This is a genomic window from Actinocorallia herbida (assembly GCF_003751225.1).
Classification (GTDB): Bacteria; Actinomycetota; Actinomycetes; order Streptosporangiales; family Streptosporangiaceae; genus Actinocorallia; species Actinocorallia herbida.
Genome location: NZ_RJKE01000001.1, coordinates 4,965,905 through 4,988,339 on the forward strand (window position 1 = coordinate 4,965,905; position 22,435 = coordinate 4,988,339).

General features: G+C 74.9%; 4 protein-coding genes. 3 read left to right on the forward strand and 1 reads right to left on the reverse strand.

Going from position 1 to position 22,435, the window contains the following annotated elements; translation table 11 throughout:
* Nucleotides 1–11: 11 nt before the first annotated feature.
* Together EDD29_RS22800 and mpaM are read left to right on the forward strand one after the other, a co-directional pair.
* Nucleotides 12–1,484: an FAD-dependent monooxygenase gene (locus EDD29_RS22800; protein WP_123666368.1), complete on the forward strand. Its 1,473-nt coding sequence runs from the start codon at nucleotides 12–14 to the stop codon at nucleotides 1,482–1,484.
* A gap of 108 nt (nucleotides 1,485–1,592) precedes the next feature.
* Entirely contained in the window at nucleotides 1,593–2,447 is an 855-nt protein-coding gene (gene mpaM / locus EDD29_RS22805; protein WP_123666369.1) for a daptide-type RiPP biosynthesis methyltransferase, read from the forward strand.
* A gap of 22 nt (nucleotides 2,448–2,469) precedes the next feature.
* Here mpaM and EDD29_RS22810 read toward each other — a convergent pair whose 3' ends face one another.
* Nucleotides 2,470–2,949 (reverse strand): nuclear transport factor 2 family protein, encoded by a 480-nt coding sequence (locus tag EDD29_RS22810; RefSeq protein ID WP_123666370.1) that lies wholly within the window; start codon nucleotides 2,947–2,949, stop codon nucleotides 2,470–2,472.
* A gap of 182 nt (nucleotides 2,950–3,131) precedes the next feature.
* On the opposite strand from EDD29_RS22810, the gene EDD29_RS22815 reads away from it, so the two are divergent.
* Complete coding sequence (locus tag EDD29_RS22815; RefSeq protein ID WP_123666371.1) at nucleotides 3,132–22,406, forward strand: type I polyketide synthase; 19,275 nt, start codon at nucleotides 3,132–3,134, stop codon at nucleotides 22,404–22,406.
* The last annotated feature ends 29 nt before the right edge of the window (nucleotides 22,407–22,435 follow it).

Here is a 22,435-nt window from a genome sequence, read left to right on the forward strand (position 1 = left end):
GGAGAACAACCATGAACGACCATGTCGTGATCGTCGGAGCCGGTCCCGGCGGGCTCATGCTCGCGTGCGAGCTGGCCCTCGCCGGGGTCCGCACCACCGTGCTGGACCGGCGGACGGGACGCTCCCACGAATCGGGCGGGGCCCTGCTGCACGCCCGCTGCGTGGAGACGCTGCGGCAGCGGGGCATCGCGGAGCGGTTCGGCGACGCGGCCACCCCGCGCTGGAACCGGACCCATTTCGGGCTGCTGTACATCGAGTTCGACGACGAGCTCGGCGAGACCGAGTACGACTGGCTCATCCCGCAGGTCCGCACCGAGGAACTGCTGGAGGAGCGGGCGCTGGAGCTCGGCGTCGAGGTGCTGCACGGGCAGGAGGTGACCGGGGTCGCCCAGGACGTCGACGGCGTCACCGTGACCGCGGTGTCGGCGGAGGGCGAACGGACCGTACGCGGCGCCTTCCTCGTAGGCGCGGACGGGGTGCACAGCACGGTCGCCCGCCTCTGCGGGTTCTCCTACGAGGACTTCGCCCCGGCCTACTACGGGGTGACGGCCGACGTCGGCGACTTCGCCGGCAACCGCGACCAGTTCGTCAACGGCCTGTACCCGGGCGGGCAGCTCGGCATCCTGCCGCTCCAGCCGGGCCGCATCCGGATCATGACGGTCGAGTGGGAGGGACGCGCCGTCCCTGCGGACGTCCCGGTGACCCGTGAGGAGGTCCTGGACAGCGTCCGCAGGCTCGTCGGCCACGCCCCCGACATCGCGGAGCCGACCTGGATGGAGCGGAACGGCCACCCCACCCGGCTCGCGCGCGCCTACCGGGACGGCCGCGTGCTGCTCGTCGGCGACGCCGCCCACTCCCACCCGCCGTCCTCCGGCAACGGCATGGTCACCACCGTCCACGACGCCGTCAACCTGGGCTGGAAACTCGCCGCCGAGGTCCAAGGACGGGCGCCGAAAGGGCTGCTCGACAGCTACCACGCCGAACGCCACCCGGTGGGGCGGCGGGCGTGCGTGCGGGCCGCGGCGCAGATCGCGATCCAGCACCCGCTGGAGCGGCTCGGGCCACTGCGGGAGGTCCTGGCCGGGCTCGTCGAGATGCGGGAGGTGCAGCGGTACCTCGTCCAGTACGTCACCGAGGTGTCCTACGTCTTCGACTACCCGGACGTGCCCGGCGAGCGGCACGAGCTGATCGGAACCCGTTTCCCCGAGGTGCCCGTGACGCGCCCCGACGGCGCCTCGCTCACGACCTACGAGCCCCTGGCGGGCGGCCGCGGGCTCCTGCTCGACCTCACGGGCAAGCCAGGGGCCCTGCCCGACCTTCCGGCCGGCGTCGCCGACCTGGTCGAGGTGGTGACGGTCGAGCCGGTCGCCGCGCTCGACGCCCGCGCCGTGCTGGTCCGCCCCGACGGCTTCGTCGCCTGGGCCGACCGCGGTCCGGACGGCGACGCCGGACTTCTCCACGCGCTCCGCGAGTGGTTCGGCTGAGACGGCTTAAGCGCCGGTTGAGGGGGATTTTACGGGGCTCGGCGAGAATGGCCGTGGCAATTCTGGAATTGTCACGGCCCTCCCGTCCTCTCGAAAAGGGGTACCCACATGTCCGACGGCCTCCGCGTTCTCGGAACCGCCGCGCACGTCGCCCGTCTGCTCGGCGGCGACTCCAGCATCCACAGCCTGTACGGCCCCGAGGGCTCGCCCGTCTACCATTTCCTCACCCGCTACGACGAGGCCGACGCCGAGGCGATGCTGGCCGTCGCCGAAGGCCGCAAGGGCACCCTGCTCGAACTCGCGTGCGGCTCGGGAAGGCTCACCTTCCCGTTCCTGGAGGAGGGGTTCGACGCGGTCGGCCTCGACATGTCGCCGTACATGCTCGGCCTGTTCGCGGCGCGGCTCGAGGAGGAGAAGGAGGACGGCGCCGACTACACCGGCCGCGTCTCCACCATCGAGGGCGACATGACCTCGTTCTCCCTCGATCGCACCTTCGACTTCATCACGCTCGGCGCCAACGCGATCAGCTACCTGGAGAGCGACCAGCGCGCGTCGCTGTTCGACTCCGTGCGCCGCCACCTCAGCGCCGACGGGCGCTTCCTGATGACCCTCATCGAGTTCCCCGGCATCGAGGAGCGCGCGGAGTCGTTCGAGACCCAGGCGATCGTCGCGACCGGCGCCGACGCCGACATCCCGATGCTGCTGACCCTGCTCGACTACGTGGACCCGGTCGAGATGCTGCGGTCCAGCAACTTCCTGGCCCACCGGGTCGAGGACGGCGACATCATCGACACCAAGATCTTCACGGCGCTGTCCCACGTGCTCCCGGCCGCCCCGCTCCGTGCGGAGATCGAGGCGGCCGGGCTGCGGGTGCTACAGCAGCATGAGGTGGTCAGCCAGTTCCAGATCCAGGCGTCCTTCGCCATCACGCCGAAGATCTACCTGCTCGAAGCGGCCCTGTAGCCACCGCGACCGGCCCCGGGGCTCAGCCGGCCCCGGGGGAGGTCCGGCCGAGCCGGCTGAAGGATTGACCGCCGTGCTCGCCCCACAGATGGGTGATGGCCTCGATCGTGCAGTAGTCGCGGAACAGGACGATCCGGCCATCGCGGACGCGGAGGACCTGGATGTAGGGCGCCTGGAACCGCTCGCCGGTGCCGATGTCCTCGGTGCGGGAGATGAACTCCGCGACGACGACCTCGGGGTCGTCGGTCTCGTAGACGGTCTCCTCGAGGTGGTCGAGCAGGCGGCGGGTGCCCCGGGTCGCGTGCTCCAGGGCGGCCGAGATGATCAGGCGGATGGTCTCCCTGCCCTCGAACCGCCGCGGCATGCCGTCCGCCGAGAACGGGACCTCCAGCACCCCGTCCTCGGCGAACAGGTCGGCCTGGCCGTCGGCGTCGAGCCGGGAAATGCGCTCCTGTTTGAGCAGGAAGACCTCTTTGGGCGTCAAGAGCCTGTCGTGGTCCATAAAGAACGGCCTTTCTTTCGTCCATACGCGCGGCGTACGGCGTGGATTCTTGTCGGACCATCGAACATCAGCCCACTAAACGGACCCTTTCAGCGACCTAAACCGATCTTGCCGGTGCCCGACGGATCTGGTATCGAAAAGGGCACTGAATTATTAAGACGCCTTAACTCGAGGGATCAACGATGAATGAGCCCATCGCCATTGTCGGAATTTCCTGCCGGTTTCCCGGAGGTGACGGCCCCGAACGGTTCTGGCGGCTTCTGCGCGACGGCCGCAGCGCGATCGGCCAGGCGCCGGAGGGGCGCTGGGAGGACGTCGAGCTGCCGATGCGGCGCGGCGGGTTCCTCGACGGGATCGACGGCATGGACCGGGACTTCTTCGGGATCTCGCCGCGTGAGGCCTCGGTCATGGACCCGCAGCAGCGACTGGTGCTGGAGCTCGGCTGGGAGGCGCTGGAGAACGCCCGGACGCTCCCGGGAGACCTGCGGGGTTCGCGCACGGGCGTCTACGTCGGCGCCATCTGGGACGACTACGCCGCGCTGCTGCGCGGCCTGGGCGGGCCGACACCGCACACCCTGACGGGCACGAACCGCGGCATCATCGCCAACCGGCTGTCGTACGTGCTCGGCCTGCACGGGCCCAGCCTGACCGTGGACACCGGCCAGAGCTCGTCGCTGGTCGCCGTCCAGCTCGCCTGCGAGAGCCTGTGGCGCGGCGAGTCGGAGCTCGCGCTCGCGGGCGGCGTCAACCTGAACATCCTCGGCGAGGGCACACTGGGCGCACTCCGGTTCGGCGCCCTGTCCCCCGACGGGCAGTGCCGCACGTTCGACGCGGACGCCAACGGCTACGTCCGGGGCGAGGGCGGCGCGCTGGTCGTCCTGAAGCCACTGGCGCGGGCCGTCGCGGACGGCGACCGGATCTACTGCACGATCCTGGGCGGCGCGGTCAACAACGACGGCGCCACCGACGGGCTGACCACGCCGAGCACGCAGGGGCAGGCGGCGGTACTGCGCGACGCCTACCGGAACGCGGGGATCTCCCCCGCCGACGTCCAGTACGTGGAACTGCACGGCACCGGCACCAGGGTCGGCGACCCGGTCGAGGCGGCCGCGCTCGGCTCCGTCCTCGGCCCCGGCCGGGACGCGAGCCTGATCGTCGGCTCGGCCAAGACGAACATCGGCCACCTGGAGGGCGCGGCGGGCATCGCCGGCCTGGTCAAGACCGCGCTCGGCCTGCGCCACCACGAGATCCCCGCGAGCCTCGGCCACACCACCCCGAACCCCGCGATCCCGCTCGACGAGCTGCGCCTGTCCGTCCAGACCGAGCTGACCCCCTGGCCCGGCCCCCGGCACACCGCGCTCGCCGGGGTGTCCTCCTTCGGCATGGGCGGCACCAACTGCCACCTCGTCCTGGCCGCCGCCCCCGAGGGCCCGCCGCCCGCCGCGGAGCCGACCGGACCGGCGACCGTCCCGTGGCTGGTGTCGGGCCGCACCGCGAAGGCCGTCCGCGCGCAGGCCGCCGTGCTCGCCGACTTCCTGGCGGACCGGCCGACCGCGTCCCCCGCCGTGATCGCCGCGGCCCTCGCCACCACCCGCACCGCGTTCGAGCACCGCGCCGCGGTCCTCGGCGCCGACCGCGAGACCCTCATCGCCGGGCTGCGCTCGCTGGCCGCGCCCGGCACGGCCGCCGAGGAGGTCGTGTCGGGACGGATCACCGGCGGCGGGACGGCGTTCCTGTTCACCGGGCAGGGCGCGCAGCGCGCGGGCATGGGCCGGCAGCTGGCCGCGGCCTTTCCCGTGTTCGCCTCGGCGCTCGACGCCGTCTGGGCCGAGACCGACCGGCATCTGCCGCGGAGCCTGCGCGAGGTCATGTGGGCCGAGCCCGGCGGCGCCGACGCCGCGCTGCTGGACCGGACGCAGTACACCCAGCCCGCGCTGTTCGCGGTGGAGGTCGCGCTGTACCGGCTGCTGGAGTCCTACGGGGTGCGGCCGGACCACGTCGCGGGCCACTCGATCGGGGAGTTCGCCGCGGCGCACGCCGCGGGGGTGCTGTCGCTGGCGGACGCGGCACGGCTGGTGACCGCGCGCGGCGCGCTCATGCAGGAGCTACCGGCGGGCGGCGCCATGGTCGCGGTGCGGGCCTCCGCGGCGGAGGTCGGCGACCTGGCGGTCGGCCCGGTCGGGCTCGCGGCGGTCAACGGGCCTGCCTCGGTGGTGCTGTCGGGGCCGGAGGCCGAGACCCTCCGGGTCGCCGCGGCGCTGGAGGAGCGCGGGCACCGGACGCGGCGGCTGCGGGTCGGCCACGCCTTCCACTCCGCGTTGATGGAGCCGATGCTCGACCGGTTCGCCGAGGTCGCCGCGGAGGTGGAGTTCCGTCCCGCGCGGCTGCCCGTCGTGTCCATGCTGACCGGACGGCCCGCCGACGCCGAACTGCGCGATCCCGAGTACTGGGTGCGGCAGATCCGCGAGCCGGTCCGGTTCGCCGACTGCGTGTCCGGGCTGCGCGAGGCGGGCGTCCGGACGTTCGTCGAGCTCGGTCCCGGCCGGGTGCTGACCGTCCTCGCCGAGGAGAACCTCGACGACGGCGAGTCGGCGTTCCTGCCCACGCTCCGCGACGGCGCCGAGGAGCACGCGCTCGTCGCCGCGCTCGCGGGCCTGCACGTGCGCGGGGCCGAGGTCGGCTGGCGGACCCTGCTCGGCACCGGCTCCGCCGACCTGCCCACCTACGCCTTCCAGCGCAAGCGGGTGTGGCCCGACACGGCGGAGCGCCGGCAGACCGCACCCGCGCCGGCCGGGATCCCCGAGGCCGCCGAAGAGGAGCGGGCGCCGGACGAGGACGGCCCGTACGCGCGCGGCACGCTCGCCGCGCTCGGCGGCACCGAGGCCCGGCGCAGGCTCACCGACCTGGTCCGGGTCTGTGTCGAGGCCGCCCTCGGCTACGGCCCGGACGACACGCTCGACCCGCTGCGCACCTTCAAGGAGCTCGGCTTCGACTCCGCCACCGGCGTCGAGCTGCGCAACAGGCTCCAGGCGATGAGCGGCCTCCGGCTCCCCACCACCATGATCTTCGACTGGCCCACGCCGCACGGGCTCGTCGCGCACCTCCACGAGGAACTCCTGGCCCCGCCCGGCGACGGCGACCGTCCGGCGGCGCCCGAACGGAACGACGAGCCGATCGCGATCGTCGGCATCGGCTGCCGCTATCCCGGCGGCGTGCGCTCGGCCGACGACCTGTGGCGCCTGGTCCGCGACGGCCGGGACGCGATCACCGAGTTCCCCGGGAACCGCGGCTGGGACCTGCGGGCGCTGCTCGGCGACGGCACCGCGCCTGGCGGCTCCGCGACCCGGCACGGCGGGTTCCTGCACGACGCCGACGCCTTCGACGCGGCGTTCTTCGGGCTGAGCCCGCGCGAGGCCACCGCGATGGACCCGCAGCAGCGGCTCCTGCTGGAGACCGCCTGGGAGACCTTCGAGCACGCCGGGATCGACCCTACGGGCCTGGCCCGCAGCCCCGTCGGCGTCTTCGTCGGCGCGACCGCGCACGGCTACGGCCCCGAACTGCGCGAGCCCGTGGAGGGCTACGACGGGTTCCGGCTGACCGGGAGCACCGTCAGCGTCGCCTCCGGCCGGATCGCCTACGCCTTCGGCTTCGAGGGTCCGGCCGTCACGATCGACACGGCTTGCTCGTCCTCACTGGTCTCCCTGCATCTCGCCGCCCGCGCGCTGCTGGCCGGCGACTGCACGATGGCGCTGGCCGGCGGCGTGACGGTCATGAGCTCACCGGGCATGTTCCTGGAGTTCAGCCGGCAGAACGGCCTCGCCCCCGACGGCCGCTGCAAGCCGTTCGCGGCGGCCGCCGACGGCACGGGCTGGGCGGAGGGGGTCGGGCTGGTGCTCCTCGAGCGCCTGTCGGACGCCGAGCGTCTCGGCCATCAGATCCTGGCGGTCGTGAAGGGCTCCGCGATCAACCAGGACGGCGCCAGCAACGGCCTGTCCGCGCCGAACGGGCCGGCGCAGCGCAGGGTGATCGAGCAGGCGCTGGCCGGGGCGGGGCTGCGCGCGGCGGAGGTCGACGCGATCGAGGCGCACGGCACCGGCACGACCCTCGGCGACCCGATCGAGGCGCAGGCGCTGCTGGCGACCTACGGCCGGGACCGCGCCGCGGATCGGCCCGCCCTGCTGGGCTCGATCAAGTCGAACATCGGGCACACCCAGGCCGCCGCGGGGGTCGCGGGCGTCATCAAGATGGTCCAGGCGATGCGGCACGGCGCCCTCCCCAGGACCCTGCACCTGGACGCGCCCACGCCGCACGTCGAGTGGGACGGCGGCGGCGTCGCCCTGCTCGCCGAGGAGCGGGCGTGGCCGGAGACCGGGCGGCCGCGCCGCGCGGCGGTCTCCTCCTTCGGGATCAGCGGCACCAACGCCCATCTCATCCTGGAGCAGGCCCCCGAGCAGGAGGCGGCCTCCGGCGACGCCGCGACGCCGCCGGAGGTCGCGCTCCCGGTTTCGGCGAAGGACCCGGCGGCGCTCCGGGCGGCCGCGGGGCTGCTGGCCGATCATCTCGCCGAGCATCCCGGGCTCGTCCCCGCCGATCTGGCCGGGCCGCTCGCCGGGCGGGCCCACCTGGCCCGCAGGGCCGCGGTCGTCACCGGGCACGACGACCGCGCGGAGGCCGCCGAGGCACTCGCCGCGCTCGCCGCGGGCCGCCCGCACCCGGCGCTCGTCCTCGGCCCGGACGCCCTGCCCAGCGGGGGCGGCACGGTGTTCGTGTTCCCCGGCCAGGGCTCCCAATGGGCCGGAATGGGCCTCCGGCTCCGCGACGAATCCCCCGCGTTCGCCGCGGCCCTCGACGACTGCGCCCAGGCACTCCAGCCCCACACCGGCTGGGACCTCCACGACGTCCTCGCCCTCCCCGAACTGCCGACCAGAACCGACGTCGTCCAGCCCGCGCTGTTCGCCATGATGGTCGCCCTCGCCCGGCTCTGGCAGCACCACGGCGTCCAGCCCGACGCCGTCATCGGACACAGCCAAGGCGAGATCGCCGCAGCGCACATCGCCGGAGCCCTCACCCTCGACGACGCCGCCCGCACCGTCACCACCCGGGCCCGAGCACTCCTCGACCTCGCCGACACCGGCCGCATGATCTCCCTGCCCCTCAACGCCGACGCCGCCGAAGCCCTCATCGACGACCTCGGCCTCACCGGCGAACTCCACCTCGCCGCACTCAACGGACCCGACCTCACCGTGGTCGCGGGCGCGACCGCCGCCGCCGCGGCACTGCTCGCCCACTGCACGGCGGAGAAGACCAACGCCCGCATGATCCCGGTCGACTACGCCTCGCACACCCCCCACATGCACACACTCCGCGACACCCTCCACACCGAACTCGCAGGACTCACCCCACAGCAGGCCACCATCCCCTTCCACTCCACCCTCACCGGCGAGCTCATCGAGGACACCACGACCCTCGACGCCTCCTACTGGTACGACAACCTCGCCAACCCCGTCCTGTTCCTCCCGACCCTGACGTCCCTCGCCGCCGACCACGCGGCGTTCATCGAGACCAGCCCGCACCCCGTGCTCGTCCCGGCGATCCGGGAAACGGCCGACGCCCCGGTCTCGGCGCATCCGACGCTCCGCCGCGACGACGGCGGCCACCGCAGGTTCCTCACCTCGCTCACCGGCCACCGCCTGCACTCCGCCGCGCCGGGCCGGGCCGCGGAGCGGCGGCACCCGGACGTCCCGCTGCCGACCTACCCGTTCCGGGAGACGCGGTACTGGCTCGATCCGGCGGGGGGCCGCAACGCCGCCGGGACCGGCCTCGACCCGTCCGACCACCCGCTGCTCGCGACGACGGGCACGCTGCCCGACGGCCGCTGGCAGGCGACCGGGCTGCTGTCCGCCGCCTCGCCCGCGTGGGCGCCCGACCACGCCGTGCACGGCACCGCGCTGCTGCCCGGCACCGCGTTCCTCGACCTCGCGCTGCACGCGGGCGAGGCGACCGGCTGTCCGGTCGTGGCTGAGCTGACGCTCCAGGCGCCGCTGCCGCTGACCGCCGACGAGCCGCGCGACCTGCACGTGTCGGTCACCGCCCCGGACGAGCGGGACCGCCGAGGGATCACCGTCCACTCCCGCCCGAGGGCCGGAGGCGGCTGGACCGAGCACGCCTCCGGGATCCTCGCGCCCGCCGCGCCGGAGGCGGAGCCGGCCGAGGTCTCCTGGCCGCCGCGCGACACGGCTCCCGCCGACCTCTCCGGCCTCTACCCGGCGCTGGCCGAGCACGGCTACGGCTACGGTCCCGCCTTCCAGAACCTGCGCGAGCTCCGCACCCGAGGCCCGGAACTCCACGCCCTCGTCCAGTCGCCGCCGGACACGCCCCTGGGCGGCCACGGGCTGCATCCCGCGCTGCTGGACGCGTCGCTGCACGCGCTGCTGCGGGCGACGGTCCTCGCCGAGAACGGCCCGGTCAGCCTGCCGTTCTCCTGGTCCGGGGTCCGGCTGTGGGCGACCGGCGCCGAGTCCCTGTACGTCACGCTGACGCCGCTGCGGCCCGGCACGGTCGCCCTGCACGCCGCGGACCCGTCGGGGCGGCCGGTGCTGACCGTCGACGAGCTGACCCTGCGGGAGGCGACCGCCGATCCTGCCTCCGGCGCCGTCTCCGCGGGAGACGACCTGTTCGAGGTGCGCTGGCTGCCTGCCGAGCACGCGGCCGCCGACCGTCCCGCCCCGGTGTTCCTCAGCGGTTCGCTCGCCGAGCTCGCCACGGCCGTCGAGAGCGGCGCGGTCGAGGCGCCCGCCGACCTCGTGGTGCCGCCCGCGCTGATCGCCGCGACCTGCGGCCGTGAGCTGGACGACTGCGACTGCGCCGACTCGGTCGCCACCGCCACCGCGACCGCGCTGGCCCTCCTCCAGGAGTGGCTGGCGGCCCCGGCGCTGCACGGCGGCACCCTCACGCTCTGCACCGCCCGCGCGCACACCCTGCCCGGCGACGACCACCCGGTCCACCTGCCGCACAGCGCGGTCTGGGGGCTGGTCCGCTCCGCGCAGAACGAGAACCCCGGCCACTTCCACCTGCTGGACGTCGTCGGCGACGCGCCCGAGGAGATCACGGCGGCCGTCGCCGCCGCCCACGCGCTCGGGGAGGACCAGCTCGCGCTGCGCGACGGCACCGTCTTCGCGCCGCGGCTCGCCAAACCGGGCACGGGACGGGTCCGGCCGGCCTCTCCGGCGGCGTGGCGGTTGGACATCTCCGGCCGCACCGGCACCTTCGACGATCTCGTCGTCGTTCCGTCCGACGCCGGGAGCGCCCCGCTCGGCCCCGGCGAGGTGCGGGTCGCGGTGCGGGCGGCGGGCGTGAACTTCCGCGACGTGTTCGTGACGCTCGCCATGCGGGAGGGCGAGACCGGCCTCGGCCTGGAAGGCGCGGGGATCGTCCTGGAGACCGGGGCCGAGGTGACCGGGCTGGCGCCCGGCGACCGCGTCTTCGGGCTGTTCCCCCGGGCCTTCGCACCGGCCGCCGTCGCCGACGCCCGGCATCTGGCGCGCCTGCCGGAGGACTGGACCTTCGAGCAGGGCGCCTCGGTCCCCATCGTGTTCCTCACCGCCTACCACGGCCTGGTCGATCTGGCCGGCATCCGAGCCGGGCAGCGGGTGCTCGTGCACGCGGCGGCGGGCGGGGTCGGCATGGCAGCCGTCCAGCTCGCCCGGCACTTCGGCGCGAAGGTGTTCGGCACCGCCAGCGCGGGCAAACGGGACGCCCTCGACGCGCTCGGCCTCGACGCGGCGCACCGATCGGACTCCCGGAGCCTGGCGTTCGAGCCCGCGTTCCGCGAACGGACGGGCGGCCAGGGCGTCGACATCGTGCTCAACTCCCTGGCCCGCGACTTCGTCGACGCCTCGCTGCGCCTCCTTCCCCGCGGCGGCGCGTTCATCGAGATCGGCAAGACCGACATCCGGGACCCCGAACGCGTCGCCGCCGACCACCCGGGCGTCACCTACACCGCCTTCGACCTCCTCGCGGTGGACCCCGAGCGGATCCGCGCGATGCTCGGCGACCTGGCGGCCCTGTTCGCCTCGGGCACGCTGAAGCCGCTGCCGACCCGGTCCTGGGACCTGACGGAGGCGCGGGCCGCGCTCCGCCACCTCCAGGAGGGCGCGAACGTCGGCAAGGTCGTGCTGGTCCCGCCGCGCGCCCTCGACCCGGACGGCACCGTGCTCATCACCGGCGGCACCGGCACCCTCGGCGGCCTGGTCGCCCGGCATCTCGTCACCGTCCACGGCGCCCGGCGGCTGCTGCTCGCCGGCCGGCGCGGCCCGGACGCCCCCGGCGTGGCCGAGCTCTCCGCCGAGCTGGAGGGCCTGGGCGCGCAGGTGACCGTCGCGGCCTGCGACGCCGCCGACCCCGACGCGCTCGACGCGCTCCTGTCCGACCTGCCCGCGGCGCATCCGCTGACCGCGGTGGTGCACGCGGCGGGCCTGCTGCGGGACGCCCCCGTCAGCGGCCTGACCGAGGAGGCGCTGCACGCGGTGATGCGGCCGAAGGTGCACGCCGCGTGGAACCTCCACCAGCAGACCCGGGACCTCGACCTCGCCGCGTTCGTGCTGTTCTCCTCCGCGGTGGGTGTGCTGGGCAACCCCGGACAGGCCAACTACGCCGCCGCGAACACCTACCTGGACGCGCTCGCCCAGCACCGCCGCAGGCACGGCCTGGCCGCCGTGTCGGTGTCGTGGGGCCTGTGGGAGCGCGGCAGCGGCATGACGGGCGCGCTCACCTCGGCCGACCGGGCCCGGCTCCGGCGCGCGGGTCTCACCCCGCTCGCCGACGCGCACGCCCTCGCCTTGCTGGACACGGCCCTCCAGCTCGGCAGCCCGCACGTGGTGGCGACGCCGCTGCCTCCGGCCACCGCCGCCGCGCACCCGTCGCCGCTGGTGCGCGGGCTGGCGCCCGCGACCCGGCGCGTCACCGCGACCGGCGGTGCGGCGGTCGCGGCCGGCTGGGCCGAGGCGGTCGCCGCGCTGCCCGCGGACGAGCGGTACGCGCGGGTGCTCGGCGAGGTCCGCGAGCAGGTCGGGATCGTCCTCGGGCACCCCTCTCCCGAGGGCCTGGACACCGGGCGCGCGTTCCGGGAGATCGGCTTCGACTCCCTCACCTCGGTGGAGCTGCGCAACCGGCTCAACGCGCGCACCGGCAGGCGACTGCCGACGACCGTCGTGTTCGACCGGCCCACCATCGACGAGCTCACCCGGTACCTGATCGAGGAGCTGACCGGCGGCGCTCCGGCCGGGACCCCCGACACGCCCGCGACGGTCGCGGCGGACGACGATCCCATCGCGATCGTCGCGATGAGCTGCCGCTATCCCGGCGGCGCGGACACCCCCGACGCGCTGTGGCGCCTCGCCCTGGACGGGGTGGACGCCATCGGCGCGTTCCCCGAGGACCGCGGCTGGAGCCCCACCCTGTTCGACCCCGACCCCGACCGTCCGGGGACGTCGTACGTGCGGCACGGAGGCTTCCTGTACGACGCGGGCGGGTTCGACGCCGAGTTCTTCGGAATCGGCCCGCGCGAGGCGCTCGCCATGGACCCGCAGCAGAGGCTGCTCCTGGAGGCGTCGTGGGAGGCGATGGAGAACGCCGGGATCGACCCGGCGGAGCTGCGCGGCCGTCCCGTCGGCGTGTTCGTCGGCGCGATCGCGCAGGACTACGGGCCGCGGATGCACCACGGCCCGCGCGACGTCGGCGGCTACCTGCTGACGGGCTCGATCACCAGCGCGATCTCGGGCCGGATCTCCTACACCTTCGGGTTCGAGGGTCCCGCCGTCACGGTCGACACCGCCTGCTCGTCGTCGCTGGTGGCACTGCACCTGGCGGCGCGCTCGCTGCGGTCCGGCGAGTGCGAGATGGCGCTGGCGGGCGGGGTGACGGTGATGAGCTCCCCGGGAATGTTCCTGGAGTTCAGCCGCCAGCGGGGCCTGGCCCCCGACGGCCGCTGCAAGCCGTTCGCCGCGGCCGCCGACGGGACCGCCTTCGCCGAAGGGGCCGGGCTCGTCGTCCTGGAGCGGCTGGCGGACGCCGAACGGCGCGGGCACACCGTGCTCGCGGTGCTCAAGGGCTCGGCGATCAACCAGGACGGCGCGAGCAACGGCCTGTCCGCGCCGAACGGCCCGGCCCAGGAGCGGGTGATCGAGCAGGCGCTGCGCGCCGCCGGGCTGACGTCGGACCAGGTGGACGCGGTCGAGGCGCACGGCACCGGCACCATGCTGGGCGACCCGATCGAGGCGCAGGCGCTGCTCAACACCTACGGCCGCGACCGCGGCGCGGACTCCCCGCTCTGGCTGGGGTCCGTCAAGTCGAACATCGGGCACAGCCAGGCCGCCGCGGGCGTCGCGGGCGTCATCAAGATGGTGCAGGCCCTCCGGCACGGCGCGCTGCCGCGGTCGCTGCACGTGGACGAGCCGTCGCCGCACGTCGCCTGGGAGACCGGCGGGGTCGCGCTGCTCACCGAGACGACGCCGTGGCCGGCGCGGGAGCGACCGCGCCGCGCGGCGGTGTCGTCGTTCGGGATCAGCGGTACCAACGCCCATCTCATCCTGGAGCAGGCCCCCGAGCGGGCGGGGGTCGGCGGCGGTGCGGCGGAGCCGCCGACGGTCGCGGTGCCCCTGTCGGCGCGGAGCCCGCAGGCGCTGCGGGAGGCCGCCGCGCGGCTGGCGGCGCATCTGGGCGACCGGCCGGAATCCGGGCCGGCCGGGCTGGCGGCCGCCCTGGTCCGGCGGCGGCCGTTCGCCCACCGCGCCGTGGTGGTCGCCGAGCGGGACGACCGGGCCGGGCTGGGCGAGGCACTGGCCGCTCTCACGGCCGGCGAGACCCATCCCGCACTCGTCACCGGCACGCCGGGAACGGGCGGTCTGGTGTACCTGTTCAGCGGGCAGGGCAGCCAGTTCCCCGGGATGGGGCGCGACCTCCACACCGCATTCCCGGCCTTCGCGGACGCCTTCGACGCCGTCTGCGAAGCGTTCTCGCCACACCTGGAACGACCGCTCAAGGACGTCGTCTTCGGCGACGACCCCCTCATCAACGACACCGCCTACGCCCAACCCGCCCTCTTCGCCGTGCAGGTCGCCCTCTACCGGCTGCTGGAGGGGCAGGGCGCCACGCCGGACCACCTTCTCGGCCACTCCATCGGCGAACTCACCGCCGCGCACCTCGCCGGACTCTGGACGCTCGAGGACGCCGCACGACTCATCGCCGCACGAGGACGCCTCATGAGCACCCTGCCCACCGGAGGCGGCATGCTCACCGTCCAGGCGAACGAGACGGAACTGACCCCGTACCTGGACGGCGCCGACGTCGAGATCGCCGGCGTCAACTCGCCCCGCTCGACCGTCCTGTCCGGCCCGGTCGACGCCCTGGACGCGGTCGCCGCGCGGCTCACCCGCGACGGCGTCGAGGCGCGCCGCCTGGTGGTCAGCCACGCCTTCCACTCGGCCCTCATGGAACCCATGCTCACCGAATTCCAGGAGATCGCCGCCACCGTCACCTACCACCCCACCCACCTACCCGTCGTCTCCAACCTCACCGGCCGCACCGCCACCCACGAACAGCTCACCGACCCCGCCTACTGGACGGCCCAGATCCGCGGCACCGTCCGCTTCCACGACGGCCTCACCCACCTCGACACCCAACACACCCCCACCCTCTACCTCGAACTCGGACCCCGCCCCACCCTCAGCACCCTCGTCCACCAGAGCCTCGACGGCGAGACCGCCGTCCAGCCGGTCCTCGACCACCGCAAGGCCGACGCCGCCGCGTTCCTGACGGCCCTGGCCCGGCTGCACGTCCACGGCCGCGCCGCGCTGCCCGCGGACGGCCGCGCGCCGGACGTGCCGCCGCCCGCGTACCCGTTCCAGCGGTCCCGGTACTGGCTGGCCGCCTCGACCGGGTCCGGCGACGTCAGCGGGCTGGGACTCGGGTCGGCCGGGCATCCGCTGCTCTCCACCGAGACGGCGCTGCCCGGCGGCCGCTGGCAGGCGACCGGCCGGATCGCCCTGGAGACCCAGCCGTGGCTGGCCGACCACGCCGTCCACGGGACGCCGCTGCTGCCCGGCACTGCCTTCCTCGACCTGGCCCTGCACGCGGGCCGGGCGACGGGCTGCGCCATGGTCGAGGAGCTCACCTTGCAGAGCCCGCTGTTCCTCGCCGCCGGACGACCCCGCGACGTGCACGTCACCGTCGCGCCGCCCGACGAACTAGGCCGCCGTGCGCTGGCCCTGCACTCCCGGTCGGGCGACGAGGAGAAGTGGACCGAGCACGCCGCGGGGCTCCTCGCGCCTTCCCGCGACCTCGCGGGCGGCTCGGCACCGCCGCTCGAGCACGGCGAACCGGTCGACCTGACCGACCTGTACGAGCGGCTGGCCGAGCACGGCTACGACTACGGTCCGGCGTTCCAGAACCTCCGCGACCTCCGCCGCGACGGCGCCTCGTTCCACGGCACGGTCCGGCTCGACCCCGACCTCGCGACCGCGGGGTACGGGCTGCATCCGGCGCTGCTGGACGCCGCGCTGCACCCGCTCGCGGTCCAGGGCATGGCCGACGGGCAGACCCCGCTGCCGTTCTCGTGGCGCGACGTGCGCGCCGTGCCGTCGGACGCCGCCGAGCTCCGGGTGCGGATCACGCCGACCGGTCCGGGGAAGGTCGAGGTGGCGGTCGCCGATCCGTTCGGGGAGCCGGTGCTGACCGTCGGCGCCCTGGTGACCCGCCCGGTCTCGGCGGCGGAGTTCCGCCGGGCCTTCACCGACCGCGGCGCTCTTCCGCTGAGGTCGGTGGTCTGGGAGCCGGTCTCCCCCACCGGCCCCGGCCGGGCGCCGGGATCGGTGCTGGAGGCCCCGGCCGGCCTGGCTCCGCGCGCGACCGCCGAACACGTCCTGGCCGCGGTCCGGTCCTGGCTCGGCCAGGAGGACGAGGCCCCGCTGCTGGTCGTCACCCGGTCCGCGATCGGCGCCGATCCGGATCTGGGGCAGGCCCCGGTCTGCGGACTCGTCCGGACCGCGCAGTCCGAGCACCCCGGCCGGATCGTCCTGCTGGACGCCGACGCGGAGGTCACCGCCGAGATCGCGGCGGCCGCGCTCGGCACCGGCCGTCCCGAACTCCTCCTGCGCGACGGCCGGCTGCTCGCCCCCAGCCACGCCGAGATCACCTCGGAGCCCGGCCGGCTCGGCTCCCCCGGCACCGTGCTGATCACCGGCGGTCTCGGCTCCCTCGGCGCGCTCGTCGCCGCACACCTCGTCACCACGCACAGTGTCCGCCACCTCCTGCTCGTCGGCCGCCGCGGCCCCGACGCCCCCGGCGCGGCCGACCTCCGGACCCGGCTGGAGGAACTCGGCGCGCACGTGACCATCGCCGCCTGCGACACCGCCGACCCCGAAGCACTCGCCGCACTCCTCGCCACCATCCCGGCCGAGCACCCCCTCACCACGGTGATCCACGCCGCGGGCGTCCTGCACGACGCACCCCTGGAGAACCAGACTCCCGCCCACCTGGAAACCGTGTTCCGCCCCAAGGTCGACGCCGCCTGGAACCTCCACCAGCAGACGAGCCACCTCGACCTCGAAGCCTTCATCCTCTTCTCCTCCGCCGCAGGAACCCTCGGCAACCCGGGACAGGCCAACTACGCAGCCGCCAACACCTACCTCGACGCCCTCGCCCACCACCGCCACAACAACGGCCTCCCCGCCACCAGCATCGCCTGGGGCCTATGGGAACACGACGGCATGGGCGGCGCGCTCTCCCCCGCGGACCTCGCCCGGCTCGCCCGCCGCGGCATCACCCCGCTCACCTCCGCGCAGGGCCTCGCCCTCTTCGACACCGCCCTCGCCGCGACCGAACCGCAGGTGATCGCCGCGCCGCCGGCCCGGAAGGCCCCACAGCCCCGCACGCAGAGCGGGGGCCTTGCCGAACGGCTCGCCGGACGGGCCGAGGCCGAGCAGGGCAAGATCCTCCTCGAGCTGATCCACGCCCAGGTCAGGACGGTCCTCGGCCTCGGCCAGGACGCCGCCCTCGATCCGGACCTCCCGTTCCGCGACCTGGGCTTCGACTCCCTGGCGGCCGTCGAGCTGCGCAACCTTCTCACCAAGGCGACGGGGCTGCGCCTGGTGACCACGCTGGTGTTCGACCACCCGACTCCGCGAGCGCTCGCGCGGCACCTGCGCGCGGAGCTGGCGGGCGCCTCCGGATCCCGGGCCGCGGCGCCGTCCCGGGCGGCCGATCCCGGCGAGCCGATCGCGATCGTCGGCATGGGCTGCCGCTACCCCGGAGGAGTCCGGTCGCCGCAGGACCTGTGGCGGCTCGTCGCGTCCGGCGCCGACGCCGTCGGCCCGTTCCCGGCCGACCGCGGGTGGGACGACGACCTCTTCGACCCCGACCCCGAGCGGACCGGCAAGTCCTACGTCCGGCACGGCGGGTTCCTCTACGACGCGGGCGACTTCGACGCCCCGTTCTTCGGGATCAGCCCCCGCGAGGCGGTCGCCATGGACCCGCAGCACCGGCTGCTGCTGGAGACGTCCTGGGAGACGCTGGAGAGCGCCGGAATCGACCCGGCGGCGCTCCGGGGCAGGCCCGTCGGGGTCTTCACCGGCGTCATGTACGACGACTACGGCCAGCGGGTCGCGCGCTCGTCGGGCTCGCTCGAGGGCTATCTCGTCAGCGGCAGCGCCGGCAGCATCGCCTCCGGCCGGGTCGCCTACACCTTCGGGTTCGAAGGACCGGCCGTCACCATCGACACCGCCTGCTCGTCGTCGCTGGTCGCGACCCATCTGGCGGCGCAGGCGCTGCGGTCCGGCGAGTGCGAGCTCGCGCTCGCCGGCGGGGTGACGGTCATGGCGACGCCTTCGGTGTTCCTGGAGTTCAGCCGCCAGCGCGGTCTGGCCCCCGACGGCCGTTGCAAGCCGTTCTCGGCCGCCGCCGACGGCACCGGCTGGGGCGAGGGCGCGGGTCTGCTGCTGCTGGAGCGGCTCAGCGACGCGCGCCGCAACGGCCACGAGATCCTCGGCGTGATCCGCGGCTCGGCCGTCAACCAGGACGGCGCCAGCAACGGCCTGTCCGCGCCGAACGGACCGTCGCAGGAGCGGGTGATCGCCCAGGCGCTCGCCAACGCCCGGCTCACCGCAGACCAGGTCGACGCGGTCGAGGCGCACGGCACCGGCACCACACTCGGCGACCCGATCGAGGCCCAGGCGCTGCTCAACACCTACGGCCGCCACCACACCGCCGAACGACCGGTCTACCTCGGCGCGGTCAAGTCGAACATCGGCCACACCCAGGCCGCGGCCGGCGTCGCCGGGATGATCAAGATGGTGCAGGCGATGCGGCACGGCTCCCTGCCTCGGACGCTGCATCTCGACGCCCCGTCGCCGCACGTCGCCTGGGACTCCGGGCATCTGGCGCTGCTGGCGGAGGCGGTGCCGTGGCCGGAGACGGGACGGCCGCGCCGCGCGGCGGTGTCGTCGTTCGGGATCAGCGGCACCAACGCCCACGTGATCCTGGAGGAGCCGCCCACCGACCCGGCCGCGCCCGTCGCGGAAAGCCCGGAGACGGTCCTGGTCCGGTTGTCGGCGAAGGAGCCCGCGGCGCTGCGCGAGGCGGCCGCCCGGCTCGCCGGGCATCTCGCCGGGCATCCGGCGCTGACGCCCGCGGAGCTCGCGACGGCGCTGGCGGCGCGGCCGCTGTTCCGGCACCGCGCCTCGGTGGTCGTCGGCCGGACCGAGCGGGAGCCCCTGACGAGCGCGCTGGCCGCGCTCGCGGCGGACGGCGCCCACCCGGCGCTGGTGACCGGCGAGGCGCGCGGCGGCGGGACGGTGTTCCTGTTCAGTGGTCAGGGCAGCCAGTTCCCCGGCATGGGCCGCGACCTCCACACCACCTACCCCGCCTTCGCCGACGCCTTCGACACCACCTGCGAAGCCTTCACACCCCACCTCGAACGACCGCTCAAAGACGTCGTCTTCGGCGACGACCCCCTCATCAACGACACCGCCTACGCCCAACCCGCCCTCTTCGCCCTCCAAACAGCCCTCTTCCACCTCCTCGCCCACCACGGCGTACACCCCGACCACCTACTCGGCCACTCCATCGGCGAACTCACCGCCGCCCACCTCGCCGGACTCTGGACCCTGAAAGACGCGGCACGACTCATCGCCGCACGAGGACGCCTCATGAGCGCCCTGCCCACCGGAGGCGGCATGCTCACCGTCCAGGCGGGCGAGACCGACCTGCCGCCGCTGCCGGACGATCTCGCGGTGGCGGGGGTCAACGCGCCCCGCTCGACCGTCCTCTCCGGCCCGCTCGACGCGCTCGACCGGTACGCGGCGGTCCTGGACGGGCGGCGGATCGAGCACCGGCGCCTGGTGGTCGGCCACGCCTTCCACTCGGCCCTCATGGAACCCATGCTCGCCGAATTCCAGGAGATCGCCGCGAACCTCACCTACCACCCCACCCACCTACCCGTCGTCTCCAACCTCACCGGCCGCACCGCCACCCACGAACAGCTCACCGACCCCGCCTACTGGACGGCCCAGATCCGCGGCACCGTCCGCTTCCACGACGGCCTCACCCACCTCGACACCGAACACACCCCCACCCTCTACCTCGAACTCGGACCCCGCGCCACGCTGAGCACCCTGGCCCGGCAGAGCCTCGACGGCGAGACCGCCGTCCAGCCGGTCCTCGACCACCGCAAGGCCGACGCCGCGGCGTTCCTGACGGCGCTCGCGCACACCGAGGCGCCCTGGACGGCTCCGGCCGCGCGGCCCGAGGTCCCGCTCCCGACCTATCCGTTCCAGCACCGCCGTTACTGGCCCACGGGCGACGCCGCCCCCGCGACCGCGTCCGGCCTCGGCCTGGCCGCCGCCGGGCACCCGCTGCTCGGCGCGACCGTCGAACTGCCCGACGAGGCCGTCGCGTTCACCGCACGGCTCTCCGCCGGCACGCATCCCTGGCTGCTCGACCACGCGGTCCAGGGCATGCCGCTGCTGCCCGCCGCGGCCCTGCTCGACCTGGCCCTGCACGCCGGACGGACCGTCGGATGCCCCGTCATCGAGAAGCTGACGCTCCATGAGGCCGTGTTCCTCGTCCCGGACGAACCGCTGGACCTGCAACTGGTGGCCGGGCCTCCGGACCCGGCCGGGACCCGGCCGCTCACCGTACGCTCCCGCCCCAGCGGCGCCGACGCCGGCTGGACGCTGCACGCCTCCGGCACGCTCACCGCCACCGCGCCGGAACCGGCCGTGGTGCCGCCGGTTCCGCGCGACGCGCGGCCGACGGACACCAGCGGGCTGTACGACACGCTCGCCGGCCGCGGCTACGACTACGGACCGGCCTTCCAGAACCTCACCGCACTGCGCGAGGAAGGGGTGGCGATGCACGCGGACGTCAGGCTGGGCGAGGACACGCCGGTCTCCGGATTCGGCCTCCACCCGGCGCTGCTGGACGCGGCGCTGCACCCGCTGGCGCTGCGCGAGGCGGCCGGCGAGGGTCGGCTGCTGCTGCCGTACTCCTGGTCGAACGTCGTCCTGCACACGACGGACGCGACGGATCTGCGGGCGGTGCTCGAACCGGCCGGCGACGACGCCTACCGGGTCGTGCTGACCGGACCGGACGGCCTGCCGGTCCTCACCGTCGGATCGCTGGCGATCCGCGCCCTGCCCGCCGGCGCCCTCACCCGGAAGCGGCGGAATCCCCTCTACGAGACGGTCTGGAGCGCGGCGCCGCCCGCCGCCGAGCCGCAGCGGTCCCCGTACGTGCTGGTGCCCGTCCCGGACGCCCCGGATTCGGCCGATTCGGCGGAGGCGGTCCTGCCGGTGGCGTCGGCCGTGCTGGCCGGGCTGCGCGACGGCCTCGACGGCGACGCCCGGCTCGTGGTGGTCACCACCCGAGCCGTCGCGGCCGGGCCGGACGAGGCCCCGCACCTGGGCCACGCGGCGCTCTGGGGCCTGGTCCGCACGGCGCAGTCCGAGCACCCCGGCCGGATCGTCCTGATCGACACCGACACGAGCCCCGCCTCGGCGGACGCGCTCACCACGGCGATCGCCTCGGGCCTGCCGCAGCTCGCGCTGCGCGACGGCCGCGCCCTGGTCCCGCGGCTGACGCCCCTGGCCGCCGTGCCGGACGCGCCGAGCCCGCTGTCCCGGCCCGGCACCGTGCTGATCACCGGTGGTCTCGGCTCCCTCGGCGCGCTCGTCGCCGCACACCTCGTCACCGCGCACAGTGTCCGCCACCTCCTGCTCACCGGACGCCGCGGCCCCGACACCCCCGGCGCATCCGACCTCCACACCCGCCTGACAGAACTCGGCGCACACGTGACCATCGCCGCCTGCGACACCGCCGACCCCGAAGCACTCGCCGCCCTCCTCACCACCATCCCCGAAGAACACCCCCTCACCGCGGTGATCCACGCCGCCGGGGCGCTCCGCGACGCGCCGCTGCACGCGCAAACCGACGGGCACCTCGCGGACGTGTTCCGCCCCAAGGTCGACGCGGCCTGGAACCTCCACCGGCAGACGAGTCACCTCGACCTCGAAGCCTTCGTCCTCTTCTCCTCCGCGGCGGGCACCCTCGGCAACGCCGGACAGGCCAACTACGCGGCGGCCAACACCTACCTCGACGCCCTCGCCCACCACCGCCGCGCCCACCGGCTCCCCGCCACCTCCATCGCCTGGGGCCTGTGGGAGAGCACCGAAGGCATGGGCGGCTCCCTGTCCCCCGCGGCCCTCGCCCGGCTCGCCCGCGCCGGCATCAGCCCGCTCACCCCCGAACAGGGCCTCGCCCTCTTCGACGCCGCCCTCGCCGCGGACCGCCCCGTCCCGGTGCCCATCGCCCTCGACACCGCCGCCCTGCGCGCCACCGCCGAGGACGCCCTCCCGGAGGTGCTGCGGGACCTCGTGCCGCGCGGCGCCGCCCGCCGGGCGCCCGCGGTGCTCTGGCCGGAGCGGCTCACCGGCCGCACCGCAGAGGAGCAGGAGGGCCTGCTGGCCGACCTCATCGGCGGGCAGGTCGCCGAGGTGCTGGGCCTCGACGGCCCGGCGTCGGTGTCCCCCGACCGGGGCCTGTTCGACCTGGGCCTCGATTCGCTGACCGCGATGGACCTGCACGGCCGCCTGTCCCGGGCGACCGGCCTGAAGCTGGCGGCCACGCTGGTCTTCGACTACCCGACGCTCAGCGAGCTGGCGGGCCATCTGCGCGACGGCCTCGCCGCCGGGGCGTCCGGCGGCGCCGCGCCGTTGGCCGCGCTCGCCGACTTGGAGGCCGCGTTCGCCGAGCTCCCCGCGGACCTCGACCTGCGCGCGGCGGCGGCCCGGCGGCTGCGGGACCTGCTCTCCCGGCTCGACGAGCGGACCGGGGCCTCCCCGGACGACCCGTTCAGCGGGGCCGGCGACGACGAGCTCTTCGCCTTCCTCGACGGGACCGCGAGCTGACCGTCCGTCCGGGCCCGGGAGACCGGGCC